This window comes from Pseudomonas sp. NPDC089401 (assembly GCF_044749485.1).
Lineage (GTDB): Bacteria > Pseudomonadota > Gammaproteobacteria > Pseudomonadales > Pseudomonadaceae > Aquipseudomonas.
The window spans coordinates 398944-413278 of the sequence record NZ_JBIVIA010000004.1; the positions used below are offsets into that span (position 1 = coordinate 398944).

A 14335-nucleotide genomic window follows, 5' to 3' on the forward strand; every position below is an offset into this window, starting at 1 on the left:
TCCTTCTACAGGCTCTGCACCACCCTCAAGGTCGGTGCTGTACCTTCTACAGGCTCTGCACCACCCTCAAGGTCGATGCTGTACCTTCTACAGGCTTTGCACCACCCTCAAGGTCGGTGCTGTACTTGTGGGAGCGGGTTTACCCGCGAAAGGGCCGGAACAGGCGCTAGAGATTGCTGATCAATCCCTTCTCCCTCAGCCCCCGCATCGCCCCTTCCATCGTCCGCATCCCGTCGGCCGCACCGGCCTGCATCACTGAACACAGCTGTGCCATCCGTCCCTCGCGCACCAGGTTGCGCACCGCCGGCGTCGCCACCAGCACTTCCCGCGCCGCTACCCGCCCGCCGCCCACGCGCTTGACCAGCACCTGCGCCACCACCAGCCGCAGCGACTCCGCCAGCATGGCCCGCACCAGCGGTTTTTCCTCCGCCGCGAACACCTCCACCAGGCGGTCGATGCTGCTGGCCGCCGAGCGCGTGTGCACCGTGGCCAGCACCAGATGCCCCGTTTCCGCCGCGCGCAACGCCAGGCGGATGGTCTCGAGGTCACGCAGTTCGCCGATCATGATCACATCCGGGTCCTGGCGCAGGGCGCTGCGCAGCCCCTGGGCAAAATCTCGGCAATGGCGGCCGATTTCGCGCTGGTTGACCAGGCTGCACTGGCTGCTGTGGATAACTTCGACGGGGTCTTCGAGGGTGATGATGTGCAACGCCCGCTCGCGGTTGAGCCGGTCGATCAGCGCCGCCAGGGTGCTGGACTTGCCGCTGCCGGTCGGGCCGCCCACCAGCACCAGGCCATCGGTGTACTGCGCAACAGCTCGAAACACATCTTCCAGGTCGAGTTCATCGACGCTGGCCATGCGTGTCGGGATCAGCCGAAACGTTGCGGCCAGGCCGCGCAACTGGCGAAACAGGTTGAGGCGAAAACGCCCAAGGGACGCAAGCTCCAGCGCAATGTCCAGTTCGCCACCTTGCAGCCACTGCCGGTACTGGCTCTCATCGAGCAGCGATGCCAGGCCATCGCCCAGCGCGGCCGTGGTCATGCCCGGCAATGCCAGGCGCCGCAGCTCGCCATCCACACGCAGCATCGGTACTTCGCCCGCCGCCAGATGCAGGTCACTTGCGCCCGCCTCAGCAGCCCGGGCCAACAGGTCGGTCACGTCCATGAGACTCCCCAATAGCCATCAAGCAGGTAGAATGCCGAAGACCTCCAGAGCCGACGGCATCGATCCATGTCCACCATAGCAGACAACCTTTCCGCCCTCGCCGCCCGCATCCACAGCGCCGCCGAGGCCGCCGGGCGCGACCCGGCCAGCGTTCGCCTGCTGGCAGTGAGCAAGACCAAACCGGCCAGTGCCATCCGCGAAATCCACGCCGCCGGCGTGTGTGACGTGGGTGAGAACTACCTGCAGGAAGCCCTGGCCAAGCAGGATGAACTTCGCGATCTGCCCTTGATCTGGCACTTCATCGGCCCCATTCAGTCGAACAAGACCAAAGCCATTGCCGAACATTTCGACTGGGTACACTCCGTGGACCGCTTGAAGATCGCCCAACGCCTGTCCGAACAGCGCCCAGCAGGCCTGGCCCCGCTGAACATCTGCCTGCAGGTGAATGTCAGCGGCGAGGACAGCAAGTCCGGTTGCAACCCGGCCGACCTGCCGGCACTGGCCAAGGCCGTGGCCGCCCTGCCCAACCTGCGCCTGCGCGGGTTGATGGCGATTCCCGAGCCGACCGACGACCGCGCTGCCCAGGAAGCCGCTTTCGCCAGCCTGCGCCAGCTCCAGGAACACCTGGACCTTGGCCTGGACACCTTGTCCATGGGCATGAGCCATGACCTGGAAGCGGCCATCGCACAGGGCGCGACCTGGGTACGCATCGGTACCGCCCTGTTCGGCGCCCGCAGCTACGGCCCCCTCTGATTTCCATGCTTTACTCACTCTTTCCCTCAAGGACCTGACATGAGCAAGACTCGAATTGCCTTTATCGGCGCCGGCAACATGGCCGCCAGCCTGATCGGCGGCCTGCGTGCCCAGGGCCTGGACGCGGCGCAGATCCGCGCCAGCGACCCCGGCGCCGAGACCCGCACCCGCGTCCAGGCCGAGCACGGTATCGACGTATTCGAAGACAACGCCCAGGCCATCACCGGTGCCGACGTGGTGGTCCTGGCGGTCAAGCCGCAGGTCATGAAGGCGGTGTGCGAGGCCCTGAAGCCGAACTTGCAAGACGGCCAGCTGATCGTCTCGATCGCCGCCGGCATCACCTGTGCCAGCCTGCAAGCCTGGCTCGGTGCTCGCTCGGTGGTGCGCTGCATGCCCAACACCCCGGCATTGCTGCGCCAGGGCGTCAGCGGCCTGTACGCCACCGAGGAAGTGTCCAGCGAACAACGCCAGCAGGCCGAACAGCTGCTGTCGGCGGTGGGCACCGCCTTGTGGCTGGAGCAGGAGCAGCAACTGGATGCCGTCACCGCCGTCTCCGGCAGCGGCCCGGCCTACTTCTTCCTGCTGATCGAAGCCATGACCGCCGCCGGCGAGAAGCTCGGCCTGCCACGCGAAACCGCCTCGCAACTGACCTTGCAGACCGCCCTGGGCGCCGCCCGCATGGCCGTGGCCAGCGACGTCGACGCCGCCGAGCTGCGCCGCCGCGTGACCTCGCCGGCCGGCACCACCGAAGCTGCGATCAAGTCGTTCCAGGGCAACGGCTTCGAAGCCATCGTCGAACAGGCACTGCAGGCCGCATCGAAGCGTTCCGCCGAGCTGGCCGAACAATTGGGCAAATAAGGAGTTCTTGATGAATGCACTGTCCGGCGCCGCGATCTTCGTGGTGCAAACCCTGGTCAGCCTGTACCTGGTGATCGTCCTGCTGCGCTTCGTGCTGCAGCTGGTCAAGGCCAATTTCTACAACCCGCTGAGCCAGTTCGCCGTGCGCGCGACCCAGCCGCTGCTCAAGCCGATCCGCCGGGTCATCCCCAGCATCGGCGGCCTGGACACCTCGTCACTGCTGCTGGCGATCGTCATCCAGGCACTGCTGATGGGCTTCGTGCTGATGGTCACCTACGGCACCTTCGGCGACGTCCTGCACCTGCTGATGTGGGCCATCATCGGCATCACCTCGCTGTTCCTGAAGATCTTCTGGGTGGCGATGATCGTCATGGTGATCGTCTCCTGGGTCGCGCCGAACAGCCACAACCCGGCGGCGGAGCTGGCCTGGCAGATCAGCGAGCCGGTGCTGGCGCCCTTCCGCCGCATCGTGCCCAACCTCGGCGGCATGGACATCTCGCCGATCTTCGCCTTCCTGGCGATCCAGGTGATCCAGTCGTTCGTCATGCCACCGCTGGCCGCCTACGCCGGCATGCCCCAAGAGCTGTGGCGGATGATCTGACCCCAGCTGCGCCCAGCGGCAAGCCTTTGCTTGCCGCTGGGGGTAGTGCTCTTTAGACTTACGCCTCCGTCAAGCGTGAGCAGGGTCGATGTCCACTGTCCTTCCCGAAGATTCCGTCGGTCTGGTTACACCGCAAATCGCCAAGTTCGATGAACCGCTGGCCCTGGCCTGCGGCCGCTCGCTGAACAGCTACGAGCTGGTCTACGAGACCTATGGCACCCTCAATGCCAGCGCGAGCAATGCCGTGCTGATCTGCCATGCCCTGTCCGGCCACCACCATGCCGCCGGCTACCATGCCACCACCGACCGCAAGCCGGGCTGGTGGGACAGCTGCATCGGCCCCGGCAAGCCGATCGATACCAACCGTTTCTTCGTGGTCAGCCTGAACAACCTCGGCGGCTGCAATGGCAGCACCGGCCCCAGCAGCGTCAACCCGGCCACCGGCAAGCCCTATGGCGCCGAGTTCCCGGTATTGACCGTGGAGGACTGGGTGCACAGCCAGGCGCGCCTGGCCGATCGCCTCGGCGTCCAGCAGTGGGCCGCCATCGTCGGCGGCAGCCTCGGTGGCATGCAGGCCCTGCAATGGACCATGACCTACCCCGAGCGCGTGCGCCATTGCGTGGACATCGCCTCGGCACCGAAGCTGTCGGCGCAGAACATCGCCTTCAACGAAGTGGCACGCCAGGCCATCCTCACCGACCCCGAATTCCACGGCGGTTCGTTCCAGGACCAGGGCGTGATCCCCAAGCGCGGCCTGATGCTGGCGCGCATGGTCGGCCATATCACCTACCTGTCCGACGACTCGATGGGCGAGAAATTCGGCCGCGAGCTCAAGAGCGACAAGCTCAACTACGACTTCCACAGCGTCGAGTTCCAGGTCGAGAGCTACCTGCGCTACCAGGGCGAGGAGTTTTCCGGCCGCTTCGACGCCAACACCTACCTGCTGATGACCAAGGCCCTGGACTACTACGACCCGGCCGCGGCCCACGGCGGCGACCTGGCCGCCACCCTGGCCCACGTCAAGGCGGACTACTGCATCATGTCGTTCACCACCGACTGGCGCTTCTCGCCGGCCCGCTCGCGGGAGATCGTCGACGCCCTGATGGCGGCGCGCAAGAACGTCTGTTACCTGGAGATCGACTCGCCTTACGGGCACGATGCCTTCCTGATCCCCACGCCTCGCTACATGCAGGGTTTCGCGAACTACATGAACCGCATCGCCATCTGAGGACAGCATGAGAGCCGATCTGGAAATCATCCACGAGTGGATTCCCGCCGGCAGCCGGGTCCTCGACCTGGGCTGCGGCAATGGCGAGCTGCTGGCCTCGCTGCGTGACCGCAAGCAGGTCACCGGCTATGGCCTGGAAATCGACGCCGACAATATCGCCGCCTGCGTGGCCAAGGGCGTCAACGTGATCGAGCAGGACCTGGACAAGGGCCTGGGCAACTTCGCCAGCAACAGCTTCGACGTGGTGATCATGACCCAGGCCCTGCAGGCCGTGGAGTACCCTGACCGCATCCTCGACGAGATGCTGCGGGTGGGCCGCCAGTGCATCATCACCTTCCCCAACTTCGGCCACTGGCGTTGCCGCTGGTACCTGGCCACCAAGGGCCGCATGCCGGTGTCGGACTTCATGCCCTACACCTGGTACAACACGCCGAACATCCACTTCTGCACCTTCGCCGACTTCGAAGAGCTGTGCCACGAGCGCCGTGCCAAGGTCCTCGACCGCCTGGCCGTCGACCACTTGCACCGCAACGGGTGGGGTGGGCGGCTTTGGCCTAATCTTCTAGGGGAAATCGGCATTTATCGCGTCAGCAGCCCCGGCCTGCAGGAGCACCAGCTGGCGGTCTGACGCCCACCGGAGGATCCGCACCATGCGTCGCCTAGCCCTGTTCCTGATCAGCCTGTGCCTGGCCCTGCCAGTGCTGGCGGCCGATGCCGCCCGCCCCGAGCGCAAGGAAGTCTTCGGCGACGTGACGGTGCACTACAGCGCCTTCACCTCGAGCATGCTGCAGCCGGACATCGCCGCCGCCACCGGGCTCACCCGCAGCAAGAACCAGGGCGTGCTCAACATCGCCGTGATCAAGGCCGGCAAGCCGGCCATGGCGGTGGTCAGCGGCACGGTGAAGGACCTGACCGGGCGCACCAGCCCGCTGTCGTTCAAGCAGATAACCGACCAGGGCGCGGTGTACTACATCGCCCAGTTCAAGATCGAGCAGGCCGATACCCTGACCTTCGACCTCAACATCGAAACCGGTGGCATCAGCCACTCACTCAGTTTCAACCAGGAAGTGTTCCCAGGCGAATGATGAATTTCCAGCAACTCGTATTGGCCAGCCATAACGCCGGCAAACTCAAGGAACTCCAGGCCATGCTCGGCCAGTCGGTGCAGTTGCGCTCGATCGGCGAGTTCAGCCAGGTGGAGCCGGAAGAGACCGGCCTGTCGTTCGTCGAGAACGCCATCCTCAAGGCGCGCAACGCCGCGCGCATCTCCGGCCTGCCGGCGCTCGCCGACGATTCCGGGCTGGCAGTGGACTTCCTCGGCGGCGCACCCGGCATCTATTCGGCACGCTACGCCGATGGCCAGGGTGATGCGGCAAACAACGCCAAGCTGCTCGACGCCCTCAAGGACGTGCCGGACGACCAGCGCGGCGCCCAGTTCGTCTGCGTCCTGGCGCTGGTACGCCACGCCGACGACCCGCTGCCGATCCTCTGCGAAGGCCTGTGGCACGGGCGCATCCTGCATGAGGCCAGTGGCGAACATGGCTTCGGCTACGACCCGCTGTTCTGGGTACCGGAGCGCAACTGCTCCAGCGCCGACCTCGCCCCTGTGGATAAGAACCAGCTCAGCCACCGCGCCCGCGCCATGGTCCTGCTGCGTCAACGTCTGGGCCTGGCATGATCGCGACGCTGTCCCAAGCCGGTGCGGCGGCCTTCAGCAGCCTGCCGCCGCTGGCGCTGTACATCCACATCCCGTGGTGCGTACGCAAATGCCCTTATTGCGATTTCAACTCCCACGCCGCCGGGCCTGAGCTGCCGGAAGAGGCCTACGTCGACGCGCTGTTGACCGACCTCGACCTGGAGCAGGCTGCCGTGCAGGGCCGGCCGCTGTCGTCGATCTTCTTCGGTGGTGGCACGCCGAGCCTGTTCAGTGCCAACGCCTTGGGTCGGCTGCTGCGCGGCGTGGAGCAACGCATCCCGTTCGCCCCGGACATCGAGATCACCCTCGAAGCCAACCCGGGCACGTTCGAGCAGGACAAGTTCAAGGCCTACCGGCAGACCGGCATCAACCGCCTGTCGATCGGCGTGCAGAGCTTCCAGCCGGCCAAGCTGGAGGCGCTGGGGCGCATCCACAACGGTGACGAAGCGATTCGCGCTGCCGGCATGGCGCGCGCGGCAGGCTTCGACAACTTCAACATGGACCTGATGCACGGCCTGCCCGAGCAGTCGCTGGACGACGCCCTGGGCGACCTGCGACAGGCCATCGACCTCGGCCCGACCCACCTGTCGTGGTACCAGCTCACGGTCGAGCCGAACACGGTATTCTGGAACCAGCCTCCTGAGCTGCCAGAGGACGACATCCTCTGGGACATCCAGGAAGCCGGCCAAACGCTGATGGCGGCCAACGGCTTCCGGCAATACGAAGTTTCGGCCTACGCCCAGCCCGATCGCGCCGCCCGCCACAACCTCAACTACTGGCAGTTCGGCGACTTCATCGGCATCGGTGCCGGCGCCCACGGCAAGCTGACCTTCGCCGATGGTCGCATCCTGCGCACCTGGAAGACCCGCCTGCCCAAGGATTACCTGAACCTGGCCAAGCCATTCAAGGCCGGCGAGAAACTGCTGCCGGTCGACGAGCTGCCGTTCGAGTTCCTGATGAACGCCCTGCGCCTCACCGATGGCGTGCAGGCCGAGCTGTTCACCCAGCGCACCGGGCTGCCCCTGGCACAGCTGGCCGAGGCTCGTCGAGCCGCCGAACAAAAGGGCCTTTTGCAGGTCGAACCGGATCGACTGGTGGCCACGCCGCGCGGCCAGCTGTTCCTCAATGACCTGCTGCAGTATTTCTTGACCTAAGGATGACCCATGGATCTGGTACTTGATCTGCTCGCCACGGTTTCCCGCTGGAGCCGCAGCAACCTGTCGGAGATTTCCCTGGCGCTGGTAGGCTGCCTTTTGGTGCTGTTCGGCACCGACATCAAGGGCTGGGTCGACCAGCGCCTGGGTGCCTTGGCGGGTGCATTGCGGGTGCCGGTGATGGCTGCGCTGGTGATGATCGGCAGTGGTGCGGCGCTGATCTATGCGACGCCCTGGGTGGTTAAGGGGTTGGGGCAGTTCAACAACTACGCGCTGGCGCCGGTGTTGCTGGTCGTACTGGTGCTGATTGGCGTGGTGGCGGATCGCCGCGGGTGAGGTTGCTAAAAGCTGCCCCGGTGAACCGGGGCAGCCCTACCACCAGACTAGCCCTTACTGGGCATCGTCAAAGTGATCGCGCATGAAATCCCGAGCGGTCTTGAGCACAGTCAAGATCCGAATGAGCTTCCAGACGCGGCTCAGCGCATCAAGCAAACGCTTCATATGCCTTGGCCTCCGTGTTGGCGGGCCAATCTTCCAGCATCTAACCGGTACTTCGATGCCTTCGAAAACCGTGCGGGGTTTTCGGTGAAGTGGCCAGGTCAATGGCCCTTCGAATCAAGTCACCGGCACGGTTCTCAGGCCGTGTCGAAGGGGCCGGAGAGCAGAATTCTTCGCCTACCCGGCCCATCACCGAAAATCACCCACACAGGAGCAGCACGATGATACTTGGGATCCGCGGTCGAATCTGTTAACTGCTCCGACACACGTGATGCTGAATATTTCCAGCCATTGACCCATTGTCTCGTGCTGCCTATGATCCACTGACTGTGCGGGGTTTTCGGTGAAGTCCCAGAGCGAAGGATACTCAGTCCTGTCGCTCCCATAAAAAAACCGCTCTTCTCAGAGCGGTTTTTTTTCGCCTGCATTTCTACAGGCTTCAGCAATTCGAAAGGCTTAGTCAGCCAATCAATCCACCTTCTCGAACTTCAGATCCCACACCCCATGCCCCAGTCGCTCGCCGCGGCGTTCGAACTTGGTGATCGGGCGCTCTTCCGGGCGCGGCACGTAGGCACCATCTTCAGCACGGTTGCGATAGCCCGGGGCGGTGCTCATCACTTCCAGCATGTACTCGGCATACGGCTCCCAGTCGGTAGCCATGTGGAACACGCCACCGGGCTTGAGCTTGCGGCGCACCAGCTCGGCGAATTCCAGCTGGACGATGCGGCGCTTGTGGTGACGCGCCTTGTGCCATGGGTCGGGGAAGAACAGCATCAGGCGATCGAGGCTGTTGTCGGCGACGCAGCGGTTCAGCACCTCGATGGCGTCGCAGTCGTACACCCGCAGGTTCTTCAGGCCCTGGGTCAGCACGCCGTTGAGCAGTGCGCCGACACCTGGACGGTGCACTTCGACACCGATGAAGTCCTGCTCCGGCGCGGCCGCCGCCATCTCCAGCAGGGAGTGGCCCATGCCGAAGCCGATCTCCAGGGTGCGCGGCGCCGAGCGGCCGAACACCTGGTCGTAGTCCACCGGGCTGTCGGCCAGCGGCAGGATGAACAGCGGGCCACCCTGGTCGAGGCCGCGTTGCTGGCCTTCGGTCATGCGCCCGGCGCGCATCACGAAACTCTTGATGCGGCGGTGAGGGCGCTGGTCGCCGTCGGTGGCGTTCGGCGTATCGTGCGAATCAGTCATCAGGGGCTCTTACTTGATCAGACCATCCAGCGGCGAGGAGGCGCTGGCATAGAGTTTTTTCGGCATGCGGCCGGCCAGGTAGGCCATGCGGCCGGCGAGGATGGCGTGCTTCATGGCCTCGGCCATGACCACCGGCTGTTGCGCGTGGGCGATGGCCGAGTTCATCAGCACCGCTTCGCAGCCCATTTCCATGGCGATGGTGGCGTCGGAGGCGGTACCCACACCTGCATCGACCAGCACCGGCACCTTGGATTCTTCCAGGATGATCTGCAGGTTGTACGGGTTGCAGATGCCCAGGCCAGTGCCGATCAGGCCGGCCAGCGGCATCACCGCGATGCAGCCGGCTTCGGCCAGCTGGCGGGCGATGATCGGGTCGTCGCTGGTGTAGACCATCACGTCGAAACCGTCCTTGACCAGCACTTCGGCGGCCTTGAGGGTCTCGATCACGTTGGGGAACAGGGTTTTCTGGTCGGCCAGTACTTCCAGCTTCACCAGGGTCCGCGACTCGTGGGACTTGTGGCCATCGAGCAGTTCACGGGCCAGGCGGCAGGTACGCACCGCTTCGACGGCGTCATAGCAACCGGCGGTGTTGGGCAGGATGGTGTACTTGTCGGGCGACAGCACGTCGAGCAGGTTCGGCTCGCCCGCATTCTGGCCAAGGTTGGTCCGGCGCACGGCCACGGTGACGATCTCGGCACCCGAGGCCTCGGTGGCCAGACGGGTTTCTTCCATGTCACGGTACTTGCCGGTGCCGACCAGCAGGCGCGACTGGAAAGTGCGCCCGGCCAGGATGAAGGGCTTGTCGCTGCGAACGTTGCTCATCGATGTTCCTCTGGAAAGGTTACGGGGCTATCTGGTGAAGCGCGGGCAGGTGAATGCCGGAAACGGCTCAGCCGCCGCCAATGGCATGGACCACTTCGACCTGGTCGCCTTCGTTCAGCTGCGTGCTGTCGTGCTGGCTACGCGGCACGATATCCAGGTTGAGTTCCACCGCCACCCGGCGCCCGGTGAGTTCCAGGCGGGCCAGTAGCGCCGCGACGCTTTCGCCAGCGGGCAATTCGTAAGCTTCACCGTTCAGTTGAATGCGCATGCGCACGGCCACCATTGTGCTTTGGGGGCCCGCATTCTAGCGCCGATCAACGGCTTAACCCAAGGGCAGCGCGCACCATTAGTCGCGATTGTGGACCGCTTGGTCAGCCCAGGCGCCAGGCTGCCAGGCCCAGGCACAGCCAGCCGGCGAGGAAACACAGGCCGCCGATGGGGGTGATGATGCCCAGCTTGCCGATACCGCTGAGGGTCAGCAGGTACAGGCTACCGGAGAACAGCACGATGCCCAGGGCGAACAGACCACCGGCCCAACCCACCAGGCGACCCGGCAAATGCGCCGCGAGCAGGGCGACACCGAAGATCGCCAGGGCATGCACCAGCTGGTAGGTCACACCGGTGTGGAAGATCGCCAGGTAATCGGCACTCAGGCGATTCTTCAGCCCGTGCGCGGCGAAGGCGCCCAGGGCGACACCGGTAAAGCCGAAAAAGGCGGCGAGCATCAGGAAGCTGCGAAGCATGGGACGACTCCTTGTATCGGGTCTGTATAATGGCCCGTTCCACTGGTCCGGCCAAGCCATCGCCATGCTGTCATCCCTTATCCGCCGCCTCGCCCGTGCCCTGCTCTGGTTTGCCGCCGGCAGCATCGTGCTGGTGCTGGTGTTCCGCTGGGTGCCGCCACCCGGTACGGCCCTGATGGTCGAGCGCAAGGTACAGTCGTGGGTCAGTGGCGAGCCGATCGACCTGCAGCGCGACTGGGAGCCGTGGGAGAACATCTCCGATGAGCTCAAGGTGGCGGTCATCGCTGGCGAAGACCAGAAGTTCGCCAGCCACTGGGGCTTCGACATCCCGGCGATCCAGGCGGCGCTGGCCTACAACGAACGGGGCGGCAGCGTTCGCGGGGCCAGTACGCTGACCCAGCAGGTGGCCAAGAACCTGTTCCTGTGGTCGGGGCGCAGTTGGTTCCGCAAGGGGCTGGAGGCCTGGTTCACGGCGCTGATCGAGCTGTTCTGGTCGAAGGAGCGGATTCTCGAGGTGTACCTGAACAGTGCCGAATGGGGCAAGGGCGTGTTCGGCGCCCAGGCGGCGGCGCGTCATCACTTCGGCATCGATGCCAGCAAACTGAGTCGCCAGCAGGCTGCGCAACTGGCGGCGGTGCTGCCGAGCCCGATCAAGTGGAGTGCCAGCCGGCCAAGTGCCTATGTGGCGAGCCGGGCGGGGTGGATTCGCCGGCAGATGAGCCAGCTGGGCGGGCCGAGCTATCTGATGCAGCTGGACAGTTCGCGCAGGCTTTGAGGCTTTGAGGTTTTGGGGCTGCTGCGCAGCCCTTTCGCGACACAAGGCCGCTCCTACAGGCGATCGCGTGCTCCTGTAGGAGCGGCCTTGTGTCGCGAAAGGGCCGCATAGCTGCCCCAAAATCGTTCAAATAAAAAAGCCGCTGGCCCTAGCCGGGCCAGCGGCTTTTCATTGCAGCCAGGCGTGATCAGACCGTGATCAGCGCCTTGACCTTGTTCATCGCATTCTTCTCCAGCTGGCGAATCCGCTCGGCCGACACGCTGTACTTGTCTGCCAGCTCATGCAGCGTGGCCTTCTCTTCAGCCAACCAGCGCTGGTAGAGAATATCGCGGCTACGCTCGTCCAGCCCCTGCAACGCCACGTGCAGGTTGTTGGTGGAGTTGTCGCTCCAGTCGGCGTCTTCCAACTGCACGGCAGGGTCGTAGCGATGGTCTTCCAGGTAGTGTGCCGGCGACTGGAACGCGCTGTCGTCATCCGCCTCGGCGGCCGGGTCGAAGGCCATGTCCTGGCCACTCAGGCGGCTTTCCATCTCGCGCACTTCACGTGGCTCGACGCCGAGGCTTTCCGCCACGCGATGCACTTCGTCGTTGTTCAACCAGGCCAGGCGCTTCTTCTGGCTGCGCAGGTTGAAGAACAGCTTGCGCTGGGCCTTGGTGGTCGCGACCTTGACGATACGCCAGTTGCGCAGGATGAATTCGTGGATTTCCGCCTTGATCCAGTGCACGGCGAAGGACACCAGGCGCACGCCCATCTCTGGGTTGAAGCGCTTGACCGCCTTCATCAGGCCGACGTTGCCTTCCTGGATCAGGTCGGCCTGGGCCAGCCCGTAACCGGCGTAGCTGCGGGCGATGTGTACGACGAAACGCAGGTGGGCCATCACCATTTGCCGAGCGGCCTCGAGATCCTGCTCGTAGTAGAGACGCTCGGCCAGATCACGCTCCTGCTCGACAGACAACAGCGGGATGCTGTTGACCGTGTGCACGTAGGCTTCCAGGTTCGCACCGGGTACCAGGGCATAGGCAGGTTGCAACGATGTGGTCATTCAAGAACCTCCGACTTACTAAACTCGCGCCTTGTGAGCGCTGCCAACATTGACCCGGAACGACGGTACAAGTTCCAAAGTGAAGAAAATGTCAATGCTGGCACGTAAAAACTATCGCGGTGCCAGCTCGTTCAGGTGGCGGGCGACGGCGATCCATGCACCGATATACCCCAACAGCACCGCTCCGATCAAGAGCGACAGACCATCGGAGCCCGGCACGCCCCCCAGGGAGAAGTCACTGCCATACAGCCCCGACAGCCCTACCACGGCCTCGTTCAGCCAGTTCAGGCCGAACGCCAGGATGGCCCATGCCAGCACGCCGGCGCCCAGGCCATACAAGGCCCCCATGTACAGGAAAGGCCGGCGCACGTAGCTGTCGGTGCCGCCCACCAGCTTGATCACTTCGATCTCGATGCGGCGGTTTTCGATATGTAGACGAATTGTGTTACCGATTACTAACAGCAGCGCGGAAATCAGCATCACCGCCAGGCCGAAGACGAAACGATCACCCAGCTTGAGGATGGCCGCCAGGCGCTCGACCCACACCAGGTCCAGCTGTGCGTTCTCCACCTGGGGCAGCTCCGCCAGGCGCTGGCGCAGGGCTTCCAGGGCCGGTTTGTCGACCTCGGTCGGGGTCACCACCACCACCCCGGGCAGCGGGTTGTCGGGCAGTTCACGCAAGGCTTCGCCCAGCCCGGACTGATGCTGGAACTCTTCCAGCGCCTGGGCGGAACTGACGTACTGGGCATCGGCGACGCCTGGCATGTGCCGGATGTCGTCACGCAGCGCCTCGCCCTGGCGGCTACCCGCGTCAAGCTTGAGGTACAGCGAGATCTGCGCCGCGCGCTGCCACGAGCCACCGAGCTTCTCGACGTTCTTCAGCAGCAGCGACAGACCCATGGGCATGCTCAGGGCCACCGCCATCACCAGGCAGGTGAAGAAGCTGCCGATCGGCTGCTTGCCCAGGCGCCGCAGGCTGTCGGCCAGGCTCGCGCGGTGGCTTTCCAGCCAGGCGTGCAGCAGGGTGCGGAAGTCCGGGCCGTCATCGTCGTGATCGCCGCCCTTCTTCTTCGCCGGCTGCGGGTCGGCGGCCTTCGGCGCGACGCGCTCGGAAACCTTTGGTGTACGTGTGGTGCTCATTGCCCGGCCTCCCCATCGCCGATCAGACGGCCGCGCTGCAAGGTCAGCATGCGGTGGCGCATGCGCGCAATCAGTGCCAGGTCGTGGCTGGCGATCAATACCGTGGTGCCCAGGCGGTTGATGTCCTCGAACACCCCCATGATCTCCGCGGCCAGGCGCGGGTCGAGGTTACCGGTGGGCTCGTCCGCCAGCAGCAGGGCCGGCTGGTGGACGATGGCGCGGGCGATGCCGACCCGCTGCTGCTGGCCGGTGGACAGGTCGGCCGGGAACAGCTCGCCCTTGTCGCTCAGCGACACGCGCTCCAGTGCCGAGTCCACGCGCTTGGCGATCTCGGCCTTGGACAGGCCGAGGATCTGCAGCGGCAGAGCGATGTTGTTGAACACGGTGCGGTCGAACAGCAACTGGTGGTTCTGGAACACCACGCCGATCTGCCGGCGCAGGAACGGGATCTGCGCATTGCTGATCTGCCCCAGGTCCTGCCCGGCCAGCATCAGCTTGCCGCTGGTCGGGCGCTCCATGGCCAGCAGCAGGCGCAGCAAGGTGCTCTTGCCGGCGCCCGAGTGCCCGGTGACGAACAGGAACTCGCCCCGGCGCGCCCGGAAGCTCAGCTCATGCAAGCCGACATGGCCATTGGGGTAGCGCTTGGCAACCTGTTCGAATCGGATCATG

At 64.8% G+C, this 14335-nt stretch carries 18 protein-coding genes; 10 read left to right on the forward strand and 8 right to left on the reverse strand.

The genetic code is table 11. The features are described 5' to 3' along the window. Nucleotides 1-166 precede the first annotated feature (166 nt). Nucleotides 167-1165 (reverse strand): type IV pilus twitching motility protein PilT, encoded by a 999-nt coding sequence (locus ACIP21_RS12210; protein ID WP_400687664.1) that lies wholly within the window; start codon nucleotides 1163-1165, stop codon nucleotides 167-169. 66 nt (nucleotides 1166-1231) lie between these two features. On the opposite strand from ACIP21_RS12210, the gene ACIP21_RS12215 reads away from it, so the two are divergent. The 9 genes from ACIP21_RS12215 to ACIP21_RS12255 all read left to right on the forward strand — a co-directional run bounded on the left by ACIP21_RS12215 (nucleotide 1232) and on the right by ACIP21_RS12255 (nucleotide 7791). Continuing rightward, a complete protein-coding gene (locus ACIP21_RS12215) occupies nucleotides 1232-1918 on the forward strand; it encodes a YggS family pyridoxal phosphate-dependent enzyme (protein ID WP_400687666.1) in 687 nt (228 codons plus the stop codon). 39 nt (nucleotides 1919-1957) lie between these two features. Next, nucleotides 1958-2776 (forward strand): pyrroline-5-carboxylate reductase, encoded by an 819-nt coding sequence (proC, locus tag ACIP21_RS12220; protein ID WP_400687668.1) that lies wholly within the window; start codon nucleotides 1958-1960, stop codon nucleotides 2774-2776. Nucleotides 2777-2786: 10 nt separating this feature from the next. Further along, nucleotides 2787-3377, forward strand: a complete 591-nt coding sequence (locus ACIP21_RS12225; protein ID WP_027920981.1) for a YggT family protein — start codon at nucleotides 2787-2789, stop codon at nucleotides 3375-3377. 88 nt (nucleotides 3378-3465) lie between these two features. Continuing rightward, nucleotides 3466-4605, forward strand: a complete 1140-nt coding sequence (locus tag ACIP21_RS12230) for a homoserine O-acetyltransferase (RefSeq protein ID WP_400687670.1) — start codon at nucleotides 3466-3468, stop codon at nucleotides 4603-4605. 7 nt (nucleotides 4606-4612) lie between these two features. Further along, entirely contained in the window at nucleotides 4613-5233 is a 621-nt protein-coding gene (metW, locus tag ACIP21_RS12235; protein WP_027920979.1) for a methionine biosynthesis protein MetW, read from the forward strand. A gap of 22 nt (nucleotides 5234-5255) precedes the next feature. Then, nucleotides 5256-5690, forward strand: coding sequence for a DUF4426 domain-containing protein (locus ACIP21_RS12240; RefSeq protein WP_400687672.1), 435 nt, complete (start codon nucleotides 5256-5258; stop codon nucleotides 5688-5690). Continuing rightward, nucleotides 5687-6283 (forward strand): RdgB/HAM1 family non-canonical purine NTP pyrophosphatase, encoded by a 597-nt coding sequence (gene rdgB, locus ACIP21_RS12245; RefSeq protein ID WP_400687674.1) that lies wholly within the window; start codon nucleotides 5687-5689, stop codon nucleotides 6281-6283. Before ACIP21_RS12240 ends, rdgB begins: the two co-directional genes overlap by 4 nt. After that, nucleotides 6280-7455: a radical SAM family heme chaperone HemW gene (hemW, locus tag ACIP21_RS12250; RefSeq protein ID WP_400687676.1), complete on the forward strand. Its 1176-nt coding sequence runs from the start codon at nucleotides 6280-6282 to the stop codon at nucleotides 7453-7455. The genes rdgB and hemW overlap by 4 nt, the downstream gene beginning before the upstream one ends. Before the next feature lie 9 nt (nucleotides 7456-7464). Further along, nucleotides 7465-7791 carry a DUF3392 family protein gene (locus ACIP21_RS12255; protein WP_027920975.1) on the forward strand — a complete coding sequence of 109 codons (327 nt, stop codon included), beginning with the start codon at nucleotides 7465-7467 and terminating at the stop codon, nucleotides 7789-7791. 630 nt (nucleotides 7792-8421) lie between these two features. Here ACIP21_RS12255 and trmB read toward each other — a convergent pair. The 4 genes from trmB to ACIP21_RS12275 form a co-directional block, all read right to left on the reverse strand. Continuing rightward, nucleotides 8422-9144, reverse strand: a complete 723-nt coding sequence (gene trmB, locus ACIP21_RS12260; protein WP_400687679.1) for a tRNA (guanosine(46)-N7)-methyltransferase TrmB — start codon at nucleotides 9142-9144, stop codon at nucleotides 8422-8424. Between the two features lie 9 nt (nucleotides 9145-9153). Further along, the gene (locus tag ACIP21_RS12265) at nucleotides 9154-9966 is read right to left on the reverse strand and encodes a thiazole synthase (RefSeq protein ID WP_167064736.1); all 813 of its coding nucleotides are present in this window, start codon (nucleotides 9964-9966) and stop codon (nucleotides 9154-9156) included. 67 nt (nucleotides 9967-10033) lie between these two features. Further along, the gene (gene thiS, locus ACIP21_RS12270) at nucleotides 10034-10234 is read right to left on the reverse strand and encodes a sulfur carrier protein ThiS (protein ID WP_400687681.1); all 201 of its coding nucleotides are present in this window, start codon (nucleotides 10232-10234) and stop codon (nucleotides 10034-10036) included. Nucleotides 10235-10337: 103 nt separating this feature from the next. Next, entirely contained in the window at nucleotides 10338-10709 is a 372-nt protein-coding gene (locus ACIP21_RS12275) for a DUF423 domain-containing protein (protein WP_400687683.1), read from the reverse strand. 64 nt (nucleotides 10710-10773) lie between these two features. Here ACIP21_RS12275 and mtgA point away from each other — a divergent pair, with 64 nt between their 5' ends. Beyond that, on the forward strand, nucleotides 10774-11484 hold the full coding sequence (mtgA, locus tag ACIP21_RS12280; RefSeq protein WP_400687994.1) for a monofunctional biosynthetic peptidoglycan transglycosylase: 711 nt from the start codon (nucleotides 10774-10776) through the stop codon (nucleotides 11482-11484). A 187-nt stretch (nucleotides 11485-11671) separates the two neighbouring features. Here mtgA and rpoH read toward each other — a convergent pair whose 3' ends face one another. From rpoH to ftsE, 3 genes are all read right to left on the reverse strand, one after another. Continuing rightward, complete coding sequence (rpoH, locus tag ACIP21_RS12285) at nucleotides 11672-12526, reverse strand: RNA polymerase sigma factor RpoH (RefSeq protein ID WP_167064748.1); 855 nt, start codon at nucleotides 12524-12526, stop codon at nucleotides 11672-11674. Nucleotides 12527-12637: 111 nt separating this feature from the next. Continuing rightward, the gene (gene ftsX / locus ACIP21_RS12290) at nucleotides 12638-13666 is read right to left on the reverse strand and encodes a permease-like cell division protein FtsX (protein WP_400687686.1); all 1029 of its coding nucleotides are present in this window, start codon (nucleotides 13664-13666) and stop codon (nucleotides 12638-12640) included. Then, entirely contained in the window at nucleotides 13663-14334 is a 672-nt protein-coding gene (gene ftsE / locus ACIP21_RS12295) for a cell division ATP-binding protein FtsE (protein ID WP_012274659.1), read from the reverse strand. The genes ftsX and ftsE overlap by 4 nt, the downstream gene beginning before the upstream one ends. Between the last annotated feature and the right edge of the window lies 1 nt (nucleotide 14335).

Coding starts and splice junctions, on each gene's coding strand:
- ACIP21_RS12210 (WP_400687664.1), bottom strand. CDS start 1,165: ATGGACGTGACCGACCTGTTGGCCCGGGCTGCTGAGGCGGGCGCAAGT.
- ACIP21_RS12215 (WP_400687666.1), top strand. CDS start 1,232: ATGTCCACCATAGCAGACAACCTTTCCGCCCTCGCCGCCCGCATCCAC.
- proC (WP_400687668.1), top strand. CDS start 1,958: ATGAGCAAGACTCGAATTGCCTTTATCGGCGCCGGCAACATGGCCGCC.
- ACIP21_RS12225 (WP_027920981.1), top strand. CDS start 2,787: ATGAATGCACTGTCCGGCGCCGCGATCTTCGTGGTGCAAACCCTGGTC.
- ACIP21_RS12230 (WP_400687670.1), top strand. CDS start 3,466: ATGTCCACTGTCCTTCCCGAAGATTCCGTCGGTCTGGTTACACCGCAA.
- metW (WP_027920979.1), top strand. CDS start 4,613: ATGAGAGCCGATCTGGAAATCATCCACGAGTGGATTCCCGCCGGCAGC.
- ACIP21_RS12240 (WP_400687672.1), top strand. CDS start 5,256: ATGCGTCGCCTAGCCCTGTTCCTGATCAGCCTGTGCCTGGCCCTGCCA.
- rdgB (WP_400687674.1), top strand. CDS start 5,687: ATGATGAATTTCCAGCAACTCGTATTGGCCAGCCATAACGCCGGCAAA.
- hemW (WP_400687676.1), top strand. CDS start 6,280: ATGATCGCGACGCTGTCCCAAGCCGGTGCGGCGGCCTTCAGCAGCCTG.
- ACIP21_RS12255 (WP_027920975.1), top strand. CDS start 7,465: ATGGATCTGGTACTTGATCTGCTCGCCACGGTTTCCCGCTGGAGCCGC.
- trmB (WP_400687679.1), bottom strand. CDS start 9,144: ATGACTGATTCGCACGATACGCCGAACGCCACCGACGGCGACCAGCGC.
- ACIP21_RS12265 (WP_167064736.1), bottom strand. CDS start 9,966: ATGAGCAACGTTCGCAGCGACAAGCCCTTCATCCTGGCCGGGCGCACT.
- thiS (WP_400687681.1), bottom strand. CDS start 10,234: ATGCGCATTCAACTGAACGGTGAAGCTTACGAATTGCCCGCTGGCGAA.
- ACIP21_RS12275 (WP_400687683.1), bottom strand. CDS start 10,709: ATGCTTCGCAGCTTCCTGATGCTCGCCGCCTTTTTCGGCTTTACCGGT.
- mtgA (WP_400687994.1), top strand. CDS start 10,774: ATGCTGTCATCCCTTATCCGCCGCCTCGCCCGTGCCCTGCTCTGGTTT.
- rpoH (WP_167064748.1), bottom strand. CDS start 12,526: ATGACCACATCGTTGCAACCTGCCTATGCCCTGGTACCCGGTGCGAAC.
- ftsX (WP_400687686.1), bottom strand. CDS start 13,666: ATGAGCACCACACGTACACCAAAGGTTTCCGAGCGCGTCGCGCCGAAG.
- ftsE (WP_012274659.1), bottom strand. CDS start 14,334: ATGATCCGATTCGAACAGGTTGCCAAGCGCTACCCCAATGGCCATGTC.